The following is a 15601-nucleotide window of genomic DNA, read 5'->3' as shown; positions in this document are numbered from 1 at the left end:
TCTCCAGGAGTGGCGTCGTCAGCTGCTTGATGCCCAGGTGCTCGGGTCGCACTCGGTGCCACAGCCGTGTGGCGGGAACCGGCCCGGGCTAGGCCGGAGCCCCGGCAGGTACGACGCCGAGCTGCTGCATGAGCGAGAGCATGTCGGCTACTCCCCAGTGCTCGCAGACAAGGCCTGCCGGGTCGAAGCGCATGATGTCGATGAGCTCCACGTCCCCGCTCCCGCCGGTCGGTGGGATGCCCATGAACTCACCCTTCTGCGTGCCCGTGACCCGGACGCGTGCCACGGTCTTGTCACCGCCTTCGATCAGGTCCTGGATCGCCATGTGCCAGTCGGGAAAGGCGGTCATCAGGTCTCGGAAGAAGTCCAGCGTCCCCTCCTTGGTCGGGGGATAGCCGGGACCTCCTTGGTGCTCGACGAAGTCGGCGGCCAGCAGGTCACCGAACCCGTCGATGTCCCCCGCGTTGATCAGTTCGTAGGTGGTTCGCATCGTCGCAGCGTGGTCCACGGTGGCACCTTCCCTGTCTCGTGCCTGCGGCGCGTGTGTCCGCGGCGCCATCGAGTGTGTTCGCGGCGCGTGCGGTAGACATCACTCGATCGAGTGATGTACCACCGTGGCGAGTGCGACGCGGTTGGACACCCCCAGCTTCGTGAACACGTGCCGGAGGTGGGTGTTGACGGTGTGCGGGGAGATGTACAGCTGTCGGGCCACGGCGCCGTTCGTGAGCCCTGCGGCGACGAGCCGGGAGACCGCCTGCTCGGTGGGTGTGAGGCTGTCCCAGCCGCTGGTCGGGCGGTGCCTGTTCCCGCGAGGGGCAGGATGGATGCCCAGCTCTCTCAGCCGTGCGCGGACGCGGCCGGCCCACGCATCCGCGCCCGTCTCTTCGTAGCGGTGCATCGCTTCGTGCAGCAGGTCCGCTGACTCGTCTCGTCGTCCGTTCTCGGCGAGCAGCTTGGCCGCGTCCTCGCAGGCTCGGGTGTGCTCGACGAGGTGCGGCCCCTGGCGCGCCAGTTCGACGGCCCCGACCAACGCCTCCACATCGCCGTCGACAAGACCTTGGCAGCGCAACGCCACGCTGCGAACCGTGGGTACGTCGGGCGCCAGTGCGACTCCTGCCGTCACGACCCCCGCCACCTCGGCCGCCACATCGTCGTGGCCAAGCGCCAGGGCGAGGCTGACGAGATCCGGGGCGAGGCAGCGGTGGTAGAAGCGGCACTCCCTCGCGACGTCGAACCGCCAGCAGTGCAGCAACATCTCGTAGGCGCCTCGGGGATCACCCTCGGCGACCCGCAACCCTGCCACCGCATGTGCGAGGACTCCTGCGTTGTACGTCAACTGGCCATCCACGAGCAAGGGGACGAGGGGAGCGGCCAGCTCCCTGGCGCCCAGATGGTCGCCCCTGGCTGTCGCGATGATGGTCTGGTAGGCCAGCGACTGGGTGACCAGGAGCGGGTTGCCCTTCTCCTGGGCGGCCTGGCCGCCGGCAACCAGACCCGGGACGGCATCGGCCCAGTCCCCGATGGCGAACGACGCCTGGGCGTCGGCCATCAGCGTCTCGGACAGCCACCAGGCGGAACCGAACTGGTCGTCGAGCGCCTCGCGGAAGGCGTTGCGTGCCTCGGCGACGAGGTCGCAGTCGAAGAGCGCCAGGCCAAGGAAGAACTTCGGCTGCAGGGGCAGTGAGCGGGTGTCATGCGACTCGGCCGCCAGACCGGCGGCTCGACGGGCATGGACCAGGGCCTCTCCGAAGCGGCCTCGGCGCCCCACCGCCACCAGGAGCGCCGTCAGCGCCCACACCGTCATGGCCGCGTCGCTCGACTCTTCGGCGATCGCCAGTGCTCGGGCCGCGGCCGACTCCCCGCCCCCCGGGTCACCGGAGTACGTCAGCGCCCAACTCTGCTGGGCCAGCATCATCACCTGGCCCGAGGATCCGAGCTGGATCGATTCGAGACTGGTCTGCGCAAGGGTGATCAGCTCGGCCGCGCGGTTCTGCAGCGCCAGCGCTCCCATGAGCGCCAGCCGCAACGGGATGTCCACCTCCGGAGCGTGACGCCGCGCGAGGATGGCTTCTGCCCGAGCCGAGGCCTCGGCGACCTGGCCGGCGCGCAGCAGTGCCTGAACGACCTGCGACGCCACCACGTCGGCGTCTCGATGCCCGACAGGCAGCAGCGCCTCAGCGCGGCGCATGAGCTCTGCGGTGACCGCCGGCGCCTGATTCGATGCCTCGCCTGCAGCTTCGCGCAGCCAGGTGACGGCCTCGTGGTCACCCCGCTCCGCGCCGCGTACGACGTGGTCGGCCACGTCGAGCCGGTTGGCGCCGGCCGCCATCAGAGCGACCGCTGCCTCGCGGTGCAGCACGCGTCGTGCCGAGGGCGGGATTCGCTGGTAGATCGCGTCGTGCACGAGCTGGTGCCTGAACACGACTCGCTCGTCTGCCGTCTCGAGAAGCTGGGCGTCGAACGCGTGGCCGAGCTGACCGACCACGTCGGCCGCAGGTCGGTGGGCGACCGCAGCGACATCGCGCAACGACACCGCATCTCCGAGAACGGCGGTGATCTGCAGCAGCTCCAGGGTCTCGGTGGGGAGGTGCTGCAGACGGCGTACGACGAGTTCACCGAGCGAGGCCGGCAGCTCCGAGCTCGTCGCCTCGACGCCATCGCCGGTGTCACGCAGCAAGTCCTCGTCGGCCAGGGAGCGCAACATCGCCATGACCCACAGTGGGTTACCGCCTGCTTTCGACAGTGCGGACCTCAGTTCAGGACCAGGGAGAGCACCCAACACCTGGCGGGCAAGCACCACGACCTCGTCCGGCGTCAATGGCTGGAGGTCCAGGGTCCGAGATCCTCCGATGACAAGGTCGTCCAGGAGCCGGGCCACGTCTGCCGATCGCGGCGACGGCCGGCAGGTGACGACCACCAACAGCTGCTCCAACGTCAGCTGCCGCACCACGGACAAGATCGCCGACAGGCTCGGCTGATCCGCCCAGTGGATGTCCTCGACCACCAGCAGCACGGGGCCCTCGGCGCAGGACGACTCGACCAGGTCCAGGATCTCCTCGACGATCCGGTACTGAGAATCGCCCGGCACACCCTCGTCGGCCCTCGCACCTCCACCACTCAGGAGCGCGCCGATCGCAGCCCTTCGGGGATCCCCTGAGCGACGGTTCAAGTCCAGCGCGGCCGCCATCGCCCCGAACGGGCGGGTGCGCTCGAACGGATGTGCCTGACCGACGAACGCCCTGATGCCCAGCGCCCGTGCCTCCTCGACGATGCCCCGGACCAGGCGCGTCTTGCCGATGCCCGCCTCGCCTTCGATGACGAGGACAGAAGCCCGCCCGTCGCGGAGGCGTCGGAGCTCGGCCACCAGCAGGGCGACCTCGGCACCCCGTCCCACCAGCCCTTCCGGCGACACGCTCACAGACTTCCCCACCACGGCACGACCGTCCAGAGCTCGCCCCACGCTGCGTGCCGACCTGATGGTCGATCCTCGTCGAGAGGATGCGTCAACACAGCCGGGTCGGCCCGACGGACCGTCCGCACGGGGTGGGAGAAGGTCCTCGCATTCGAGGAGCGGCGTGGTGCGGAGGAGCTGGCCTGCAGGCCGGGGAGCGTTCTCGCGTGGTCGGAGACCGTTAGTTGTGAACGGATAGGGGCTCTGACCTGCGCAAACGTGATTGAGCGCGTTGGCAACTGCTGGTTGCTCCTTGAATTCTTGGGGACTTCGTGGGGACCACGGTGGCACGGCGAACCAGCCTTCTGGCCCTGAGTGCCGGGGTTCTGCCGCCAACGTCGTCATGACCTGGACAGGGCGCGACGGACCGATGAACGCGTCAGGGACCCAGCGTCCCGATCGGCAGCACGCTCACACCGTCGCGCCGTCGGTAGGCGAACCCGGTGGACGTGATGACGCCCAGGGCCACCGGCGGGCCTGACTTTCCGTGGTCGACCTTCTCCGCGAACGACAGCAAGGATCTCGCCGCCCTGTCCGTGTCGTCGGGATTCATCTTCACCTCGAATGCACCCCATCGACCGTCGGGCAATGTAACGACGATGTCGACCTCGTGCTGATTCTGGTCTCGCCAGTGGTGCACTGCCCCGCCGGCTCCCTGGATGTATGTGCGGACGTCACGCACCACCAGGTTCTCGAAGAAGAAGCCGGTGGCGTTCAGGTCGCCCAGCAACTGATCTGGTCCCTGCGCGAGTGCTGCGACTGCAAGGGAGGGGTCCACGAAGTAACGCGTCGGTGAGGACTGCAATGGCGTTGCGGAGCGCATGTGTGGCGCCCATGCGGGGGAGTTCTCGGTCAGCCGCAACCGGGCAATCGAATCGAGATATCCGTCGACAGTTGCGCGTGCCACCGGGCCTGCGGCCCCACCCACATCCTTGGCCAGGGACGTGACTGTGGTCGGTGTCCCGACGTTGCGTGCCAGCGAGGTGATTAGCCGACGGATGTTCTCGGGATCGCGTCGCCGGACACCAAGCTCTTGGATGTCGACCAACACGATCTGACTGAGGTAGTCGCGAATCCAGCGGCCGGCGTCCCGGGAATTGGCGTCGAGCAATGCTGGCCAGCCGCCGATGCAGATCCGATCGATGACGTCCGGGACAGTCAGGTGCGGATCTTTCGCGGCGACGTTGTCACCGGCCATCAGTGCGCTGAGCGAAGCCTCACCCGTGGAGTGGCCCGATTCCATGAGTGACATGGGGCGCATCTGGATGATGGCGATGCGGCCAGCCCCAGAGTGCCTGTTGACGTCATCTCTGGGTGTCGCCGAGCCGGTGAGGACGTACAAACCCTTCGCGGGCGCGTGGTCATCGACGGCGCGGCGGACCTGATCCCATAGCTCGGGTACTACCTGCCATTCGTCGAGCAACACCGGGGTGGGGCTGTCGAGCACCAAGTCGGGAGCGAGGCTGGCTGCGTTTCTGGCCGCCTGGTCGACGTCGAATCGGTAGGTAGTAGCCGCGTGCTGGATCGCGGACTCTGTCTTCCCGCAGGCCTTCGGTCCTTCGATGAGGACAGCACCGATGGCGCTCAACTGTTCGGCGAGCTCACCATCGATGACGCGTTCGCGGTACGCGCCGGCCATCCTCATGCCTCCTGGGTTGCGCGCCTCTGGCCTCGTCGACCACGGGCTGATGTTGCAAAAACCATAGCAGTCATTTTGCAGATTCAATGACGCTAACGTTGCGGATTCAATAATCTCTACTCTATCCCGAACTCGCTAGGAGAGCCTTCGTAATCCGACACGCCGAGACCACAGGCTCGGCTCGCTCACCCGCACGCGGGCCAAGACGAAGTCGATCAGCAGCACGACCACGATCACGATGAAGAGGAAGACGAAGAAGAAGCATCTGAAGAAGTAGCGCTGACCAACCGTGGACCCGCGGACTCGCCACGCCGGCCTCTGCCGCGGTGGCGAGGCATCTGCCCGAGGGCATGGCGCTCACGCGGTCGGTGGGACGGTTCGTGGGGAAGGCGGGCCAGGTCGGGCTGGTGGGGACGGACCCGCAGCGGTCCTCCTGGTCCTCGCTCTCACGGCCTAGCACCACCCGGCCAGGTGGAGATTCCTGAGCGCGGGAGTGGAAGTACGGAGTTCCCCGTGACTGTAGGGGGCATGCACACCTTTGTGATCCGAGGCCGCGCCCTGGTGGTGGGCGCCGTTCTCGTGCTGACCACCACCATCCTCGCGGCCTGTTCCGGAGCCCAGACACCCTCTGCCGCAGCAGCCCCGCCCCCCGACCCCGACCACGGACCGTGGGTCCTGTTCCAGCAACGAGGTGCCACCCGGACCGAGGTGGCCCTGGTGCGCTCCGACGGCACCGACCTGAACGCGCCTGTCGCCGACGTGGGCCGTGGCTTCCAGTCCAACCCAGACTGGGACCCGAGCGGCCGGCGGTTCGTCTTCGCGATGGGCGGCGGCCAGCGCGAGGACCTCTGGGTCGCCGATCGGGACGGCGGTCACGCCACCATGCTGCTCGACTGCCGTGGGACCTGTCGCTGGTTCGACGACCCGGCGTGGTCGCCAGACGGCACGCGGATCGCCTACAGCCGCAGCAGCGAGCGAGGGGGAGCGGGGTACGGGACCCTGGAGACCGTCGACGTGCGCACCGGCGAGGTGACCGTGCTGCGTGAGACCGGCCGGATGGAGTTCACCGCCGGTGTCCGCTGGTCGCCTGACGGGAAGTGCCTGGTGTTCGAGCTCGTGCACAAGGTCGACCCTGGCCTGGAGGCGGACATCGACGGCGTCACGCTCACCGTCACCGGCGCCGACCTGCCGAACCAGCCTCTCCGGTCGCTGACCGACCCGAAGCTGTTCGCCGCCACCGCGGACTGGAGCCCCGACGGGTCCCGCATCGTCTACTCGGCGCTCGCGACGGCCGACGCCGCGGCGCCAGACCTGTTCACGATCGCACCCACCGGCGGTACGCCGGTGCGCGTGACAACGGTGGCAGACGCGGGCGGGTTCGCCGCCGAGCCCACCTGGCTCCCGGACGGGTCGGGGCTGCTGTTCTCGGGGCTGCTGGGTGCGGGCACCGGGGCCCCGGAGCTGCTGGCTGTCGACGCGGACGGGACCGATGCGCGTCCTGCCTTCGGTGACCGGACCGTGTTCGGCCGTCACCCTCGGGTCGAGCCTGCCGTCACTCCTGGCGGGTGAAGGGCTTGCTGTCGTAGAGGAGCCGCTGCCAGGCCTAGCCGGGGATCCCCCCGGCGAGGCCTTCGGTGGTGGACACGAAGTCCAGGCGCAGGACGTCCCCGTCACGGGTGACTGCGGCCCGGATTGCGAAGTTCCCACAGTCGTCCGTGACCCGCTCGGCCGTGTCCGCAGCGACGGCGCAACCGCGCGGCTGCTCGCGGTCCCGCCGGAGAACCCCGTGCTGTCGGCCGACGAGGCCGAGGCCAAGGTCGGCGGCGCCACCAGCGCGGCGTACAGGGCCGTGGACCGGCTCGTCAGGACGACGTACATCGGCCCTTGACCAATCGGAAGCGCAACCAGGTCTGGGGTGTCGGCGACATGCTCGAGGAGCCGGACGACCTCTGTGTCCGGATCGGTGCCGCCACCCTCGCGACCCCCTGACCCTGCTCCGTTGCCGCGGGCTCGTCCGACCTCAACGCAACCGCGGGCTCGCGTCTGGGCCGCCGGCTCTACCTGCTGAGGGGACCGTCGGATCGGCCAGGACGTAGCACCCCGGCCTCGTAAGCGAAGATCACCGCGTGAGTGCGGTCGCGCAGCCCCAGCTTGCGCAGCACGTTGGCGACGTGGGTCTTCACTGTTGCCTCGGTGATGTGCAGGGCGGTGCCGATCTCGGCGTTAGTGAGCCCTCGGCCCAGGGCGTGCAAGACCTCGGCCTCCCGTTCAGACAGCCGCCGAAGGGAGACAGGAGGCTCGGGCGTGGGCCTGCCGCGGATGAACGACTCGATCAGTCGCCGGGTCACCACTGGGTCGAGGAGGGCCTCGCCAGCCGCCAGTACGCGCACTGCCTCGAGCAGGCGTTGGCGCGGTGCGTCCTTGAGCAGGAACCCGTTCGCGCCGGCGAGGAGTGCTTCGTAGACGTACTCGTCGAGGTCGAAGGTGGTCAGCACGAGCACGGCGACCCCGGACAGCCCCGATGCGCGCAGAGCCCTGGTGCCCTCGATGCCGTTGGTCCTCGGCATGCGGACGTCCATCAGCACCACGTCCGGGCGGGCACGCCGGGTGGTCTCAACGATGGTCGTGGCGTCGCCGAGCTCGCCGACCACCTCGATGTCGGGCTGGGCATCGAGGATGACCCGGACGCCTTCGCGGACCAGCTCCTGGTCGTCGACCAGCAGCACCCGGATCATGACGGGCTCCTCGGCATCACGACCTCGACCCGGAAGCCGTGCGGCGACACGGCCTGAGTGCGCATGCTGCCACCGAACATCTCGGCTCGCGCCCTAATGCCCGGCAGGCCGTTTCCGTCGTGATCCGGTGAGGGCCCGTCCCCGTCGTCCTGGACAACTACGTGTACGGCGTCGTCGACGGTCACGCTCACGGCTGCGGCGGAGGCGTGGGCATGCCGCAGCACGTTGGTCAGAGCCTCCTGCACGATCCGGTACACCGAGACCGAGAGGGCGCTGCCGATGTCGCGGTCGCCGTCCCAGTGGTAGTCGATGGGGAGCCCGGCCGACTCGGTCCGCCTGATCAGATCGGCAAGGTCCTGGGAGCCGGGCTGGGGTGACAACGCCCGGCCCTCGCCCTGCTTCAACAACCCGAGTGAGGTGCGTAGCTCGGACAGGCTCGTCCTGCCCGTGGCCTGGATCTTCCGGATCGCCATGCGGGCGACCACAGGGTCGCTGTCCAGCACCTCGTCGGCGGCCTCGGCCTGCAGCACCATCACCGTCACTCCGTGGGCGACCAGGTCGTGCAGCTCGCGGGCTATCCGACTGCGCTCCTCGGTGGCAGCCCGGTCGGCCCGGTCCCTCAGCTCGGCCAGCAGCTCCCGGCGGGCGCGGCCGTAGGCACCGACGAACCAGATTGCGACGCATGCGAAGTCGAAGACGAGTGCACCCGCGACGTCGCCGACGCTCTTCAGGCTCGGGTCGAACAGCTCGTGGATCCCCATCGCGGTCACGAGCGCAGCCAGACCCCACAGGGCTCGACGGCGTGACTCGTGAGCCCCGGCGCCGTACGCCAGGACGGTGGCGGCCAGGAAGCCGCCCAGCGCCTGGGACGAGCCCAGCACCGCGTTGGTCACCGAGAAGACCGCCAGAGCGACCAGCAGGCCTTCGAGGGGGTGTCGCCGCCACAGTGCGACGGCGCCGGCCATCACCGCGAAGGTGACGGCGCTGACCCACTTCGGGCCCACGATGTGGCCGCCGGATGCCCCCCAGAGGTCGACCTGGCCGAGCACCAGCACCGTCAGGGCCACGACGATGTCGAGCAGGATGCGTCCACGGTCCCCCAGGGAGCGCCACACGATCGGAGCGTAGCGACGCGCCGGCCTCGTGCGCCTCCCTCTCATGGCTGACCCCCTCCTCACCCGTACGGCGGAGCCACTCGCCCCTGGGGTGGATCCGCGACGAGGCCGGACAGCCCGAGACTCGCCGCGTCCCACCGACGAGAAGGAGCCCGCCATGACCGACACCCTCATCCGTCCGCCCTCACAGGGGTACGCGCAAGAGCTGGCTCGAGTGCCCCTGGTGACGGGACCGGTATTCCTGGCCGAGGTCGCCATCAACAGCTGGCTCAGCCGCGACTACCTCTCGTCCTACGGGTGGACCCTGCGCGGCGACGCCGACCTGCCGTGGCCCTCGATGCTGGCACTCGGTCCACACGGATGGGCACAGGTGGCCGGGTTCGCGGTGGCTGGTCTCGGCATCCTGTCCCTGCTGCCCGCCGTCCGGTCCCTATTGCCGAGGGGACGCACCCGTGCTGTCGCGGTCGGGCTCGTCGGCCTGATGGGGATGGGGATCACGCTCAGCGCCGCGCGTCTCGACGCCTCGATGATCCGCCAAGGCGACCCGGTCACGTGGCACGGACTCCTGCACGGCCTGATGTTCCTCGTGGTGCTCTTCTCGGCCATGACCGCGCCGCTCGCGGTCGCCCTGGCCGCTCGCCGTACTCCCGGGCTTTCGCGCCTCGCCAAGGTATCGGCCCTGGCGCCGCTCGCCTTCGTCGCCGCACTCGCATCTCACCAGGGCCAGCTCGGCTTCTACGTGTTCCTGGTCCTGCTGTTCGGCTGGGTCGGGTACGTCGCCCTCGAGGCCCGCGGGGGGACCCGAACCGCTTGAGTGCGACCCCGGGCCAGGAAGATCCCGCGCGAGAGCATCCAGAGCCAGAACAGCGGGATGCCGAGTTCAGCAGCACTGCCGATGTTGCGCAGGGTGCCTCCGCTCAGGTAGCCCGGTCCGCTGCCGATCCCGGCGGCGACGAGGAGTGCCCAAGACCAGGGAGGTCGTCAGCACGACGACGGCTCCCGGCTCGGTGGGACGGGGACACACAAGGTCTACGCCAACATCGACGGAACGAACCTCGCCGACACGGCGGTCTTCGACCTGCGCTGACCGCCCGTGGCGGGCGCTACGGCGGCGGGATCGGAGCATCCGCGTCGCCGTCCGCCCGCCACGGCTGGCGCCACTCCGGAGCCTCCCAGGGATCCATGATGTAGATCCGCTCGCGGGCGACGAGCTCGCCCCGGAACTCCATGATGCTGACCGCGTACATCCATGGTCCGCCGTCGTAGCTGATCACGTTCTCGACGACGACCAGATCGTCGCGCTGGACGATGCGGCGGGTGTGGAACTTCAGCTTCGCTGGGTACTGGCGGCGCCACTCCACGAAGTTGGCGAGGCCCTCGAAGCGCTCTCCGGACTGGGGAAACTCGAGGACGGCGTCCTGGTGGTAGATCTCGCCCGCGATGTCCTCGTCGACGCCGGAGTAGTCCCAATGTCGACGGAGCGCCTCGAGGAGGCTCTGCTCATCCAGCATGGTCGTCCTCCGTGAAGTCATGGCTTGACCGGGACTCATGGCGTACAGGTTCGAACGTCCCACGGTCAAGGGCGCGGTTGCGCTCGCTTCCTGAAAGCAGAGACCCTTCACGGAGTCGTTCGGCGCCGACAACGACCCTGCCGAGCTGGCAGCCCACCTCGCCCAACATTGCGCGGTCCGTGGGCTCCCTCAAGGTCAACCAGGGATCGGCCCCGACAGAGCCAGGTCTCAGCGACGGGCTGGAGATCGAGCAGCTCTACGTCCGCGCGAGGTACTGAACGCGACTCTTGCCCCCAGCGTGGTCGCGCGGCGCCGTCCAGCGCCCCCCTCGCGGGCGCTCGTGGACGCCGGCGCCCTGCTGTGGTGATGCAGTGGAGTGGCGAGGGTGTCGGCTGAATCGGCTGGAGCGGCCTAGCTCGTCTTGGGCGACGCGGCGTTGAGACCCACGAGCCCTGGTGGCTCGAGGCACGGCGACTCGCGCGGGCGGCCGCAGTCCGAGGTTCTCACGGCTTCTAGCTGCGAACCCTGACCATTCTTTCGCCTGGACCGAGGGGGCCCGACTTTCGTGCCGGCTTCACGTCTCGGGGACTGGTGGGGACTACAGCGGTGTTCTGATCGCGTTCACGCAGGTCAGCGGTTTGAAGCGGAGGAGCTGGCCTGTAGGCCGGGGAGCGTTCTCGCGGGGTTGGAAAGCGTTGGATGCCGACGGACATGACCTCTGACCTGGGCAAACGTGTTTGGCCGTGTTGGCAACTGTTGGTTGCTCCTCGAATTCTTGGGGACCAGGTGGGGACTGAACTCGCCGGACGACAGGTGCGTGACCTGTCCAACGGCTCAGGCGTCCAGTCGCCTCAGCTGGTCGCCTCACCGGAGTGGGCGCTTGTGGCAGAGGACGCCGTCTTGCTCAGGGAAGCCATGGACCGGGCGAGCGCCACGTAGTCCCGTGCGTTGGCCCGAGTGCCGTCCAGCTGCTCGTCCGTGACCGATCCCTTGATCCGACCGGGCACTCCGAGGACAAGTGAGCGTGGCGGCACGTCAGTTCCAGCCGAGACCACGGCTCCCGCGCCGACGATGCTGCCGGCGCCGATGCGTGCGCCGTTCATCACGATGGCTCCCATCCCAATGAGGGCGTCGTCCTCGACGGTGCACCCGTGGAGGATTGCTCGGTGGCCCACGGACACGCGACGTTCGACACGGATGGGGTATCCACGGTCGACGTGGAGGACGCAGCCGTCCTGGATGTTGCTCTGCGCGCCGATCTCGATGCGGTCGTTGTCTCCTCGAAGCACAGCCCTGAACCAGATGCTCGATTCCTCGTGCAGCCGAACGTCACCCACCAGCACGACCCCCGGAGCGACCCAGGTGTGCTCTCCCAGGACAGGATGCTGGCCCGAGAAGGCGATCATCATGGCCGCGACGTCAGCGCGACCGCCGAGCGCGCCGGCTCGTGCCCGTAGCAAGCGCGCAGGATCTCCCGCTCATCCGGGGTGTCGAGGTGCGCGACCACCACCCCTTCACGCATGACCAGGACGTCGTCCGACTGGTCGACAACCTCCTCTAGATCGGAGGAGATCATCAGGACCGCAGCACCTTCGTTGGCGAGCTCCCGCATGACCGCATAGATCTCGGACCTGGCGCCGACGTCGACACCTTGGGTGGGCTCGTCGAACACGAACACGTTGGCTCCGGCGCCGATCCACCGGGAGACGATGACCTTCTGCTGGTTCCCACCTGACAGCGTGGCGATCTCCTGGTCGAGGCCGGTGACCTTGATGGCGAGGCGATTGACGGAGGTCCTCGCAAACCTTGCCTCCCGCCGGCGATTGACGATCGGGAGCACGCGACCGACCCGGAACCGGCCAAGGAATGGGATCGTCAGGTTCTCACGAACGCTGAGCTCCCTGAGCGCCCCGAGGTGGCGTCGGTCCTCGGGGACGAGGGCGATCCCGGCGCGAATCGCCCGTTGGGGAGATCGGAACCGGACCGGGTGGTCACGAAGGCGCAGCTCACCGGACTGCGGCCGGCTTGCACCGCAGAGCATCGCGGCGAGCTCGGTGCGGCCCGCGCCTACCAGGCCCGCCATCCCCGTGATCCGTCCTGGGTAGAGAGCGAAGGTGGCGTCGCGCACCTTGCCTCCGTCGCTCAGTCTGACGGCCTCGAGCGCTGGCTCCGGTTGTTCCTCCGGAGTGTCCGCGGCGAACTGACCGGGAGACTCATCCGCGAGAGCGTCCGCCTGCACTCCGAGGTTTTCGAAGTCGGCGGTGGGCGCCTGTCGCTGCTCGGACTCCCGGCCGAGGATGAGGGAGACCAAGTGGTCGCGGTCCTTGAGTTCCGCCGTGGGGAGGGTGCTGACCAAGCGGCCGTCCTTGAGGACCGAGACCGTGCTGGCCAGTCGGAAGACCTCGTGCAGACGATGGGAGACGTAGACGACGGTGCGGCCGCTGGCAACGAGGTCGTCGATGATCGCGAAGAGGCGCTCGCTCTCGATGTCGCTGAGCGCTGCGGTCGGCTCATCGAAGACGAGGAAGTGGGCATCCTTGTGGAGTGCTCGTGCGATGGCGACGAGCGTCTGGTCCGCCGTCCCCAGTTCTGAGACGAGCGTCGAGGCCTTGACCTTGAGTCCGAGTGGCTTCATGAGCTCCCGCAACCGCCGGGCCATCGCGGGCCTGTTGACCACGAACCTCCCCACGAGGGCGTCGCGACTGCCGAGCAGGACGTTCTCGGCCACGGTGAGGTCTTCCACGAGGTTCGGCTCTTGGTGGATGAAGGCGAGACCGTGCTTCGCGCTATCTGCTGGTGTGGCAAGCTTGACCGGGTCGCCACCGATCTCGACGTGACCCGTGTCCGGTCGCTGGGCGCCGGCGAGGATCTTGATGAGGGTGCTCTTGCCCGCTCCGTTCTCGCCGACCAGCGCGTGCACGGCACCTGGGACGAACTGGATGGAGACGTCGTCGAGGGCCCGAACGCCCGGGAAGCTCTTGCCAAGGCCAACGACCCCAACGGTTGGCCCTGCGGCTGTCCCAGTCATTGGCGACGCCGCAGCAGTCCGGCGGCGGCGACGGCAACGATGAGAATGACTCCCTTGGCGATCGGTACGTCGTCGCTGGTCCAGCCGGTGAGAGTGAGGCCGTTGGTCAGCATGCCCAAGGTCAGGACGCCGAGCGTTGTACCGATCATGTGGAAGCGCCCGATGGTCAGGGTGGAGGCTCCGATGAAGCACGCGGTGAAGGCGTCCAGCAGGATCGAGCCGCCAGCTTGTGCGGAGCCGAGCCCGAAAGTCGATGCCGTCAGAAATCCGCCCAGGCCGCAGGCAAGTCCGCACAGCGTGAAGGCGATGACGCGGACGACGTCGACTCTGATTCCTGCCAGGCGGGCTGCGTCGGCGCCGCCCCCGACGGCGTACATGTGTCGGCCGAGCACTGTGTGCTTGAGCAGGAAGTGGGCGACGAGAAGCACGAGCGCGGCGATGAGGACGGTGTAGCGGACGCCGAACACCTCGCCCTGGCCGAGATCGCCGAAGTTCTCAGGCAGGCCAAGGCTCACCGTTCCGTCGGGTGCGATCTTCTGCTGGAAGCCCACCAGGATGAACAGACCCATGGCGAGGGTGCCGATGAAGGGCGGAACCCTCAGGACCGTGACGATCAGGCCGTTGGCGAGGCCCACAGCACCCGCCACGCCGACCGCGATGAGCATGCCGAGGTCGGTGCTGCCGCTGTCGACGGCGATCTTGGCGGCGAGCAGGGTCGCGAGAACCAGGTTGCCGGCGATCGACAGGTCGAAGGCACCGATGACCAGGACGAGTGTGAGACCCGCAGCGACGATGCCGAGAACGGCACTCGACTGAAGGATCGACGACAGGTTGTCCCGGGTGGTGAAGACACCGTTGTCCGTCTTTACCGCGAAGTACACGAACAAGAGTGCCAGGATGACGATCGTGCCGTAGCGCTGACCGAGCCTTTCGGCAGTGGGTCGCCACGCGCCGCGCGCCTGGTCGGCCGTGGCGCTCGCCGGCGCCGCCGCCGTGGTCTCGGCGGCGGCGTCGGCGGGCAGCGACTTGACCTCCATCCTCACCCTTGCCAGAAGGGCGTGATGAAGCCGTCGGGGAGCTCGCCGGCGGCGGGGAGGTTGTCCGCCGTGATGAGCGGGCTGTCCTGGTAGCCCACCTTGGGTACCGACTCGCCTTGCAGCAGCCGGTCGGCCAGGCTGACGCCGATCCGCATGAGGAGGGGCTGGTCGTTGTAGCAGGTCGCGGCCAGGGGGTCACCCTTGCGGATCGCGTCCAGAGCCGTGGGAACTCCGTCGATGGACGTCACGAAGACGTCCTTCCCGGACTCCTTGACGGCCGTGTTGGCGCCGAGGGCGATGTCGTCGAAGCAGCACCAGATGGCCTTGAGGTCGGGATGCTTGCCGAGGAACGCCGCCGTACGGTCGTGGGCGTCCTGGAGCTGTCCGGGCACCTTGACCGTGATGTCCTCAACGATCTTGACGTCGGGGAACCGGTCGATGATCTGGCGGATCACGATCGACCTGATCGCGGTGGCCTCGAGGCCGGTGAAGTCGAGCAGCGCGATCTCCCCGGCGAACTCCATTCGCTGCATGGTGTACAGCGAGGTGCGGGCTGACGACACCCACTCGTCGAAGTCGGCTACGGCGTCGGCGTTCTCGAATCGTCCGGAGACGAGACTGATCACCGGCACGCCCTTGTCGTTGGCGGGCTTGACGGCCTGGTCGAGCCCGACGTTCGGCAGGGCGTAGCACATGATCGCCTCGGCGCCTTGGGCCAAGAGGGTGCTGACAGCGCCAGGTACGGCGCTCGGGTCGCCCTTGATGTCGACGACGTTGACCTCCCAGTCGATGGTCTTCTTGAGGGCGTTCATGCCCTGAAGACCGACGGCCACTGCTGCCGCGGAGTTGTCGAGAGAGATCAGGCCGACCTTGCGACCCTTCTGGACGTTAGAGAGGTCGACGCCGCCGTCGGCCGTGGAAGCACCCGACGTTGCGGCCGCGCCGACACCCTCGGCTTGCGTGGTCTTGTCCGAGCCCCCGCCGAAGTCGCAGCCGGCGAGCAGGGTGGCGCCGATGCCGGTGGCTCCAAGGGCACCGAAGCCCTTGATCACGCCACGCCGACTCGGTGTCTGGTTCGTCGTCAT

General features: G+C 68.3%; 12 protein-coding genes. 2 read left to right on the top strand and 10 right to left on the bottom strand.

Translation table 11 applies throughout. The annotated features are described in order from the left end of the window. Positions 1-88 precede the first annotated feature (88 nt). From ISU07_RS14760 to ISU07_RS14750, 3 genes are all read right to left on the bottom strand, one after another. On the bottom strand, positions 89-490 hold the full coding sequence (locus ISU07_RS14760; RefSeq protein WP_194707585.1) for an ester cyclase: 402 nt from the start codon (positions 488-490) through the stop codon (positions 89-91). Positions 491-589: 99 nt separating this feature from the next. Beyond that, entirely contained in the window at positions 590-3796 is a 3207-nt protein-coding gene (locus ISU07_RS14755; RefSeq protein ID WP_228521968.1) for a helix-turn-helix transcriptional regulator, read from the bottom strand. Between the two features lie 34 nt (positions 3797-3830). Next, positions 3831-5090, bottom strand: a complete 1260-nt coding sequence (locus tag ISU07_RS14750; RefSeq protein ID WP_194707583.1) for an ATP-binding protein — start codon at positions 5088-5090, stop codon at positions 3831-3833. Positions 5091-5618: 528 nt separating this feature from the next. Here ISU07_RS14750 and ISU07_RS14745 point away from each other — a divergent pair. Beyond that, the gene (locus ISU07_RS14745) at positions 5619-6659 is read left to right on the top strand and encodes a TolB family protein (RefSeq protein ID WP_194707582.1); all 1041 of its coding nucleotides are present in this window, start codon (positions 5619-5621) and stop codon (positions 6657-6659) included. Between the two features lie 488 nt (positions 6660-7147). Here the strand turns inward: ISU07_RS14745 and ISU07_RS14740 are convergent, their stop codons facing one another. Beyond that, a complete protein-coding gene (locus ISU07_RS14740) occupies positions 7148-7825 on the bottom strand; it encodes a response regulator (RefSeq protein WP_194707581.1) in 678 nt (225 codons plus the stop codon). After that, positions 7822-8940 (bottom strand): sensor histidine kinase, encoded by a 1119-nt coding sequence (locus ISU07_RS14735; RefSeq protein ID WP_194707580.1) that lies wholly within the window; start codon positions 8938-8940, stop codon positions 7822-7824. The genes ISU07_RS14740 and ISU07_RS14735 overlap by 4 nt, the downstream gene beginning before the upstream one ends. Positions 8941-9097: 157 nt before the next feature. Here ISU07_RS14735 and ISU07_RS14730 point away from each other — a divergent pair, with 157 nt between their 5' ends. Further along, positions 9098-9754 (top strand): DUF998 domain-containing protein, encoded by a 657-nt coding sequence (locus ISU07_RS14730; RefSeq protein ID WP_194707579.1) that lies wholly within the window; start codon positions 9098-9100, stop codon positions 9752-9754. 289 nt (positions 9755-10043) lie between these two features. On the opposite strand, the gene ISU07_RS14725 is transcribed toward ISU07_RS14730, so the two are convergent. The 5 genes from ISU07_RS14725 to ISU07_RS14705 form a co-directional block, all read right to left on the bottom strand. Then, entirely contained in the window at positions 10044-10451 is a 408-nt protein-coding gene (locus ISU07_RS14725; protein WP_228521967.1) for a nuclear transport factor 2 family protein, read from the bottom strand. 851 nt (positions 10452-11302) lie between these two features. After that, entirely contained in the window at positions 11303-11860 is a 558-nt protein-coding gene (locus ISU07_RS24480) for a gamma carbonic anhydrase family protein (RefSeq protein ID WP_194707578.1), read from the bottom strand. Next, the gene (locus tag ISU07_RS14715) at positions 11857-13479 is read right to left on the bottom strand and encodes a sugar ABC transporter ATP-binding protein (protein ID WP_194707577.1); all 1623 of its coding nucleotides are present in this window, start codon (positions 13477-13479) and stop codon (positions 11857-11859) included. Before ISU07_RS14715 ends, ISU07_RS24480 begins: the two co-directional genes overlap by 4 nt. Beyond that, positions 13476-14516 carry an ABC transporter permease gene (locus ISU07_RS14710; RefSeq protein ID WP_194707576.1) on the bottom strand — a complete coding sequence of 347 codons (1041 nt, stop codon included), beginning with the start codon at positions 14514-14516 and terminating at the stop codon, positions 13476-13478. The genes ISU07_RS14715 and ISU07_RS14710 overlap by 4 nt, the downstream gene beginning before the upstream one ends. A gap of 2 nt (positions 14517-14518) precedes the next feature. Continuing rightward, a complete protein-coding gene (locus ISU07_RS14705) occupies positions 14519-15601 on the bottom strand; it encodes a sugar ABC transporter substrate-binding protein (RefSeq protein WP_194707575.1) in 1083 nt (360 codons plus the stop codon).

This window comes from Nocardioides islandensis, from assembly GCF_015352455.1.
GTDB classification, from domain to species: domain Bacteria; phylum Actinomycetota; class Actinomycetes; order Propionibacteriales; family Nocardioidaceae; genus Nocardioides; species Nocardioides islandensis.
Note: the sequence above shows the minus strand (reverse complement) of the source record. Positions and strands in the feature narration are given on the sequence as shown.

Excerpts from the sequence above, each read along its gene's own strand:
- ISU07_RS14760 (WP_194707585.1), bottom strand. The coding sequence starts at position 490 with ATGCGAACCACCTACGAACTGATCAACGCGGGGGACATCGACGGGTTC.
- ISU07_RS14755 (WP_228521968.1), bottom strand. The coding sequence starts at position 3,796 with ATGACGACGTTGGCGGCAGAACCCCGGCACTCAGGGCCAGAAGGCTGG.
- ISU07_RS14750 (WP_194707583.1), bottom strand. The coding sequence starts at position 5,090 with ATGGCCGGCGCGTACCGCGAACGCGTCATCGATGGTGAGCTCGCCGAA.
- ISU07_RS14745 (WP_194707582.1), top strand. The coding sequence starts at position 5,619 with ATGCACACCTTTGTGATCCGAGGCCGCGCCCTGGTGGTGGGCGCCGTT.
- ISU07_RS14740 (WP_194707581.1), bottom strand. The coding sequence starts at position 7,825 with ATGATCCGGGTGCTGCTGGTCGACGACCAGGAGCTGGTCCGCGAAGGC.
- ISU07_RS14730 (WP_194707579.1), top strand. The coding sequence starts at position 9,098 with ATGACCGACACCCTCATCCGTCCGCCCTCACAGGGGTACGCGCAAGAG.
- ISU07_RS14725 (WP_228521967.1), bottom strand. The coding sequence starts at position 10,451 with ATGCTGGATGAGCAGAGCCTCCTCGAGGCGCTCCGTCGACATTGGGAC.
- ISU07_RS24480 (WP_194707578.1), bottom strand. The coding sequence starts at position 11,860 with ATGATGATCGCCTTCTCGGGCCAGCATCCTGTCCTGGGAGAGCACACC.
- ISU07_RS14715 (WP_194707577.1), bottom strand. The coding sequence starts at position 13,479 with ATGACTGGGACAGCCGCAGGGCCAACCGTTGGGGTCGTTGGCCTTGGC.
- ISU07_RS14710 (WP_194707576.1), bottom strand. The coding sequence starts at position 14,516 with ATGGAGGTCAAGTCGCTGCCCGCCGACGCCGCCGCCGAGACCACGGCG.
- ISU07_RS14705 (WP_194707575.1), bottom strand. The coding sequence starts at position 15,601 with ATGACGACGAACCAGACACCGAGTCGGCGTGGCGTGATCAAGGGCTTC.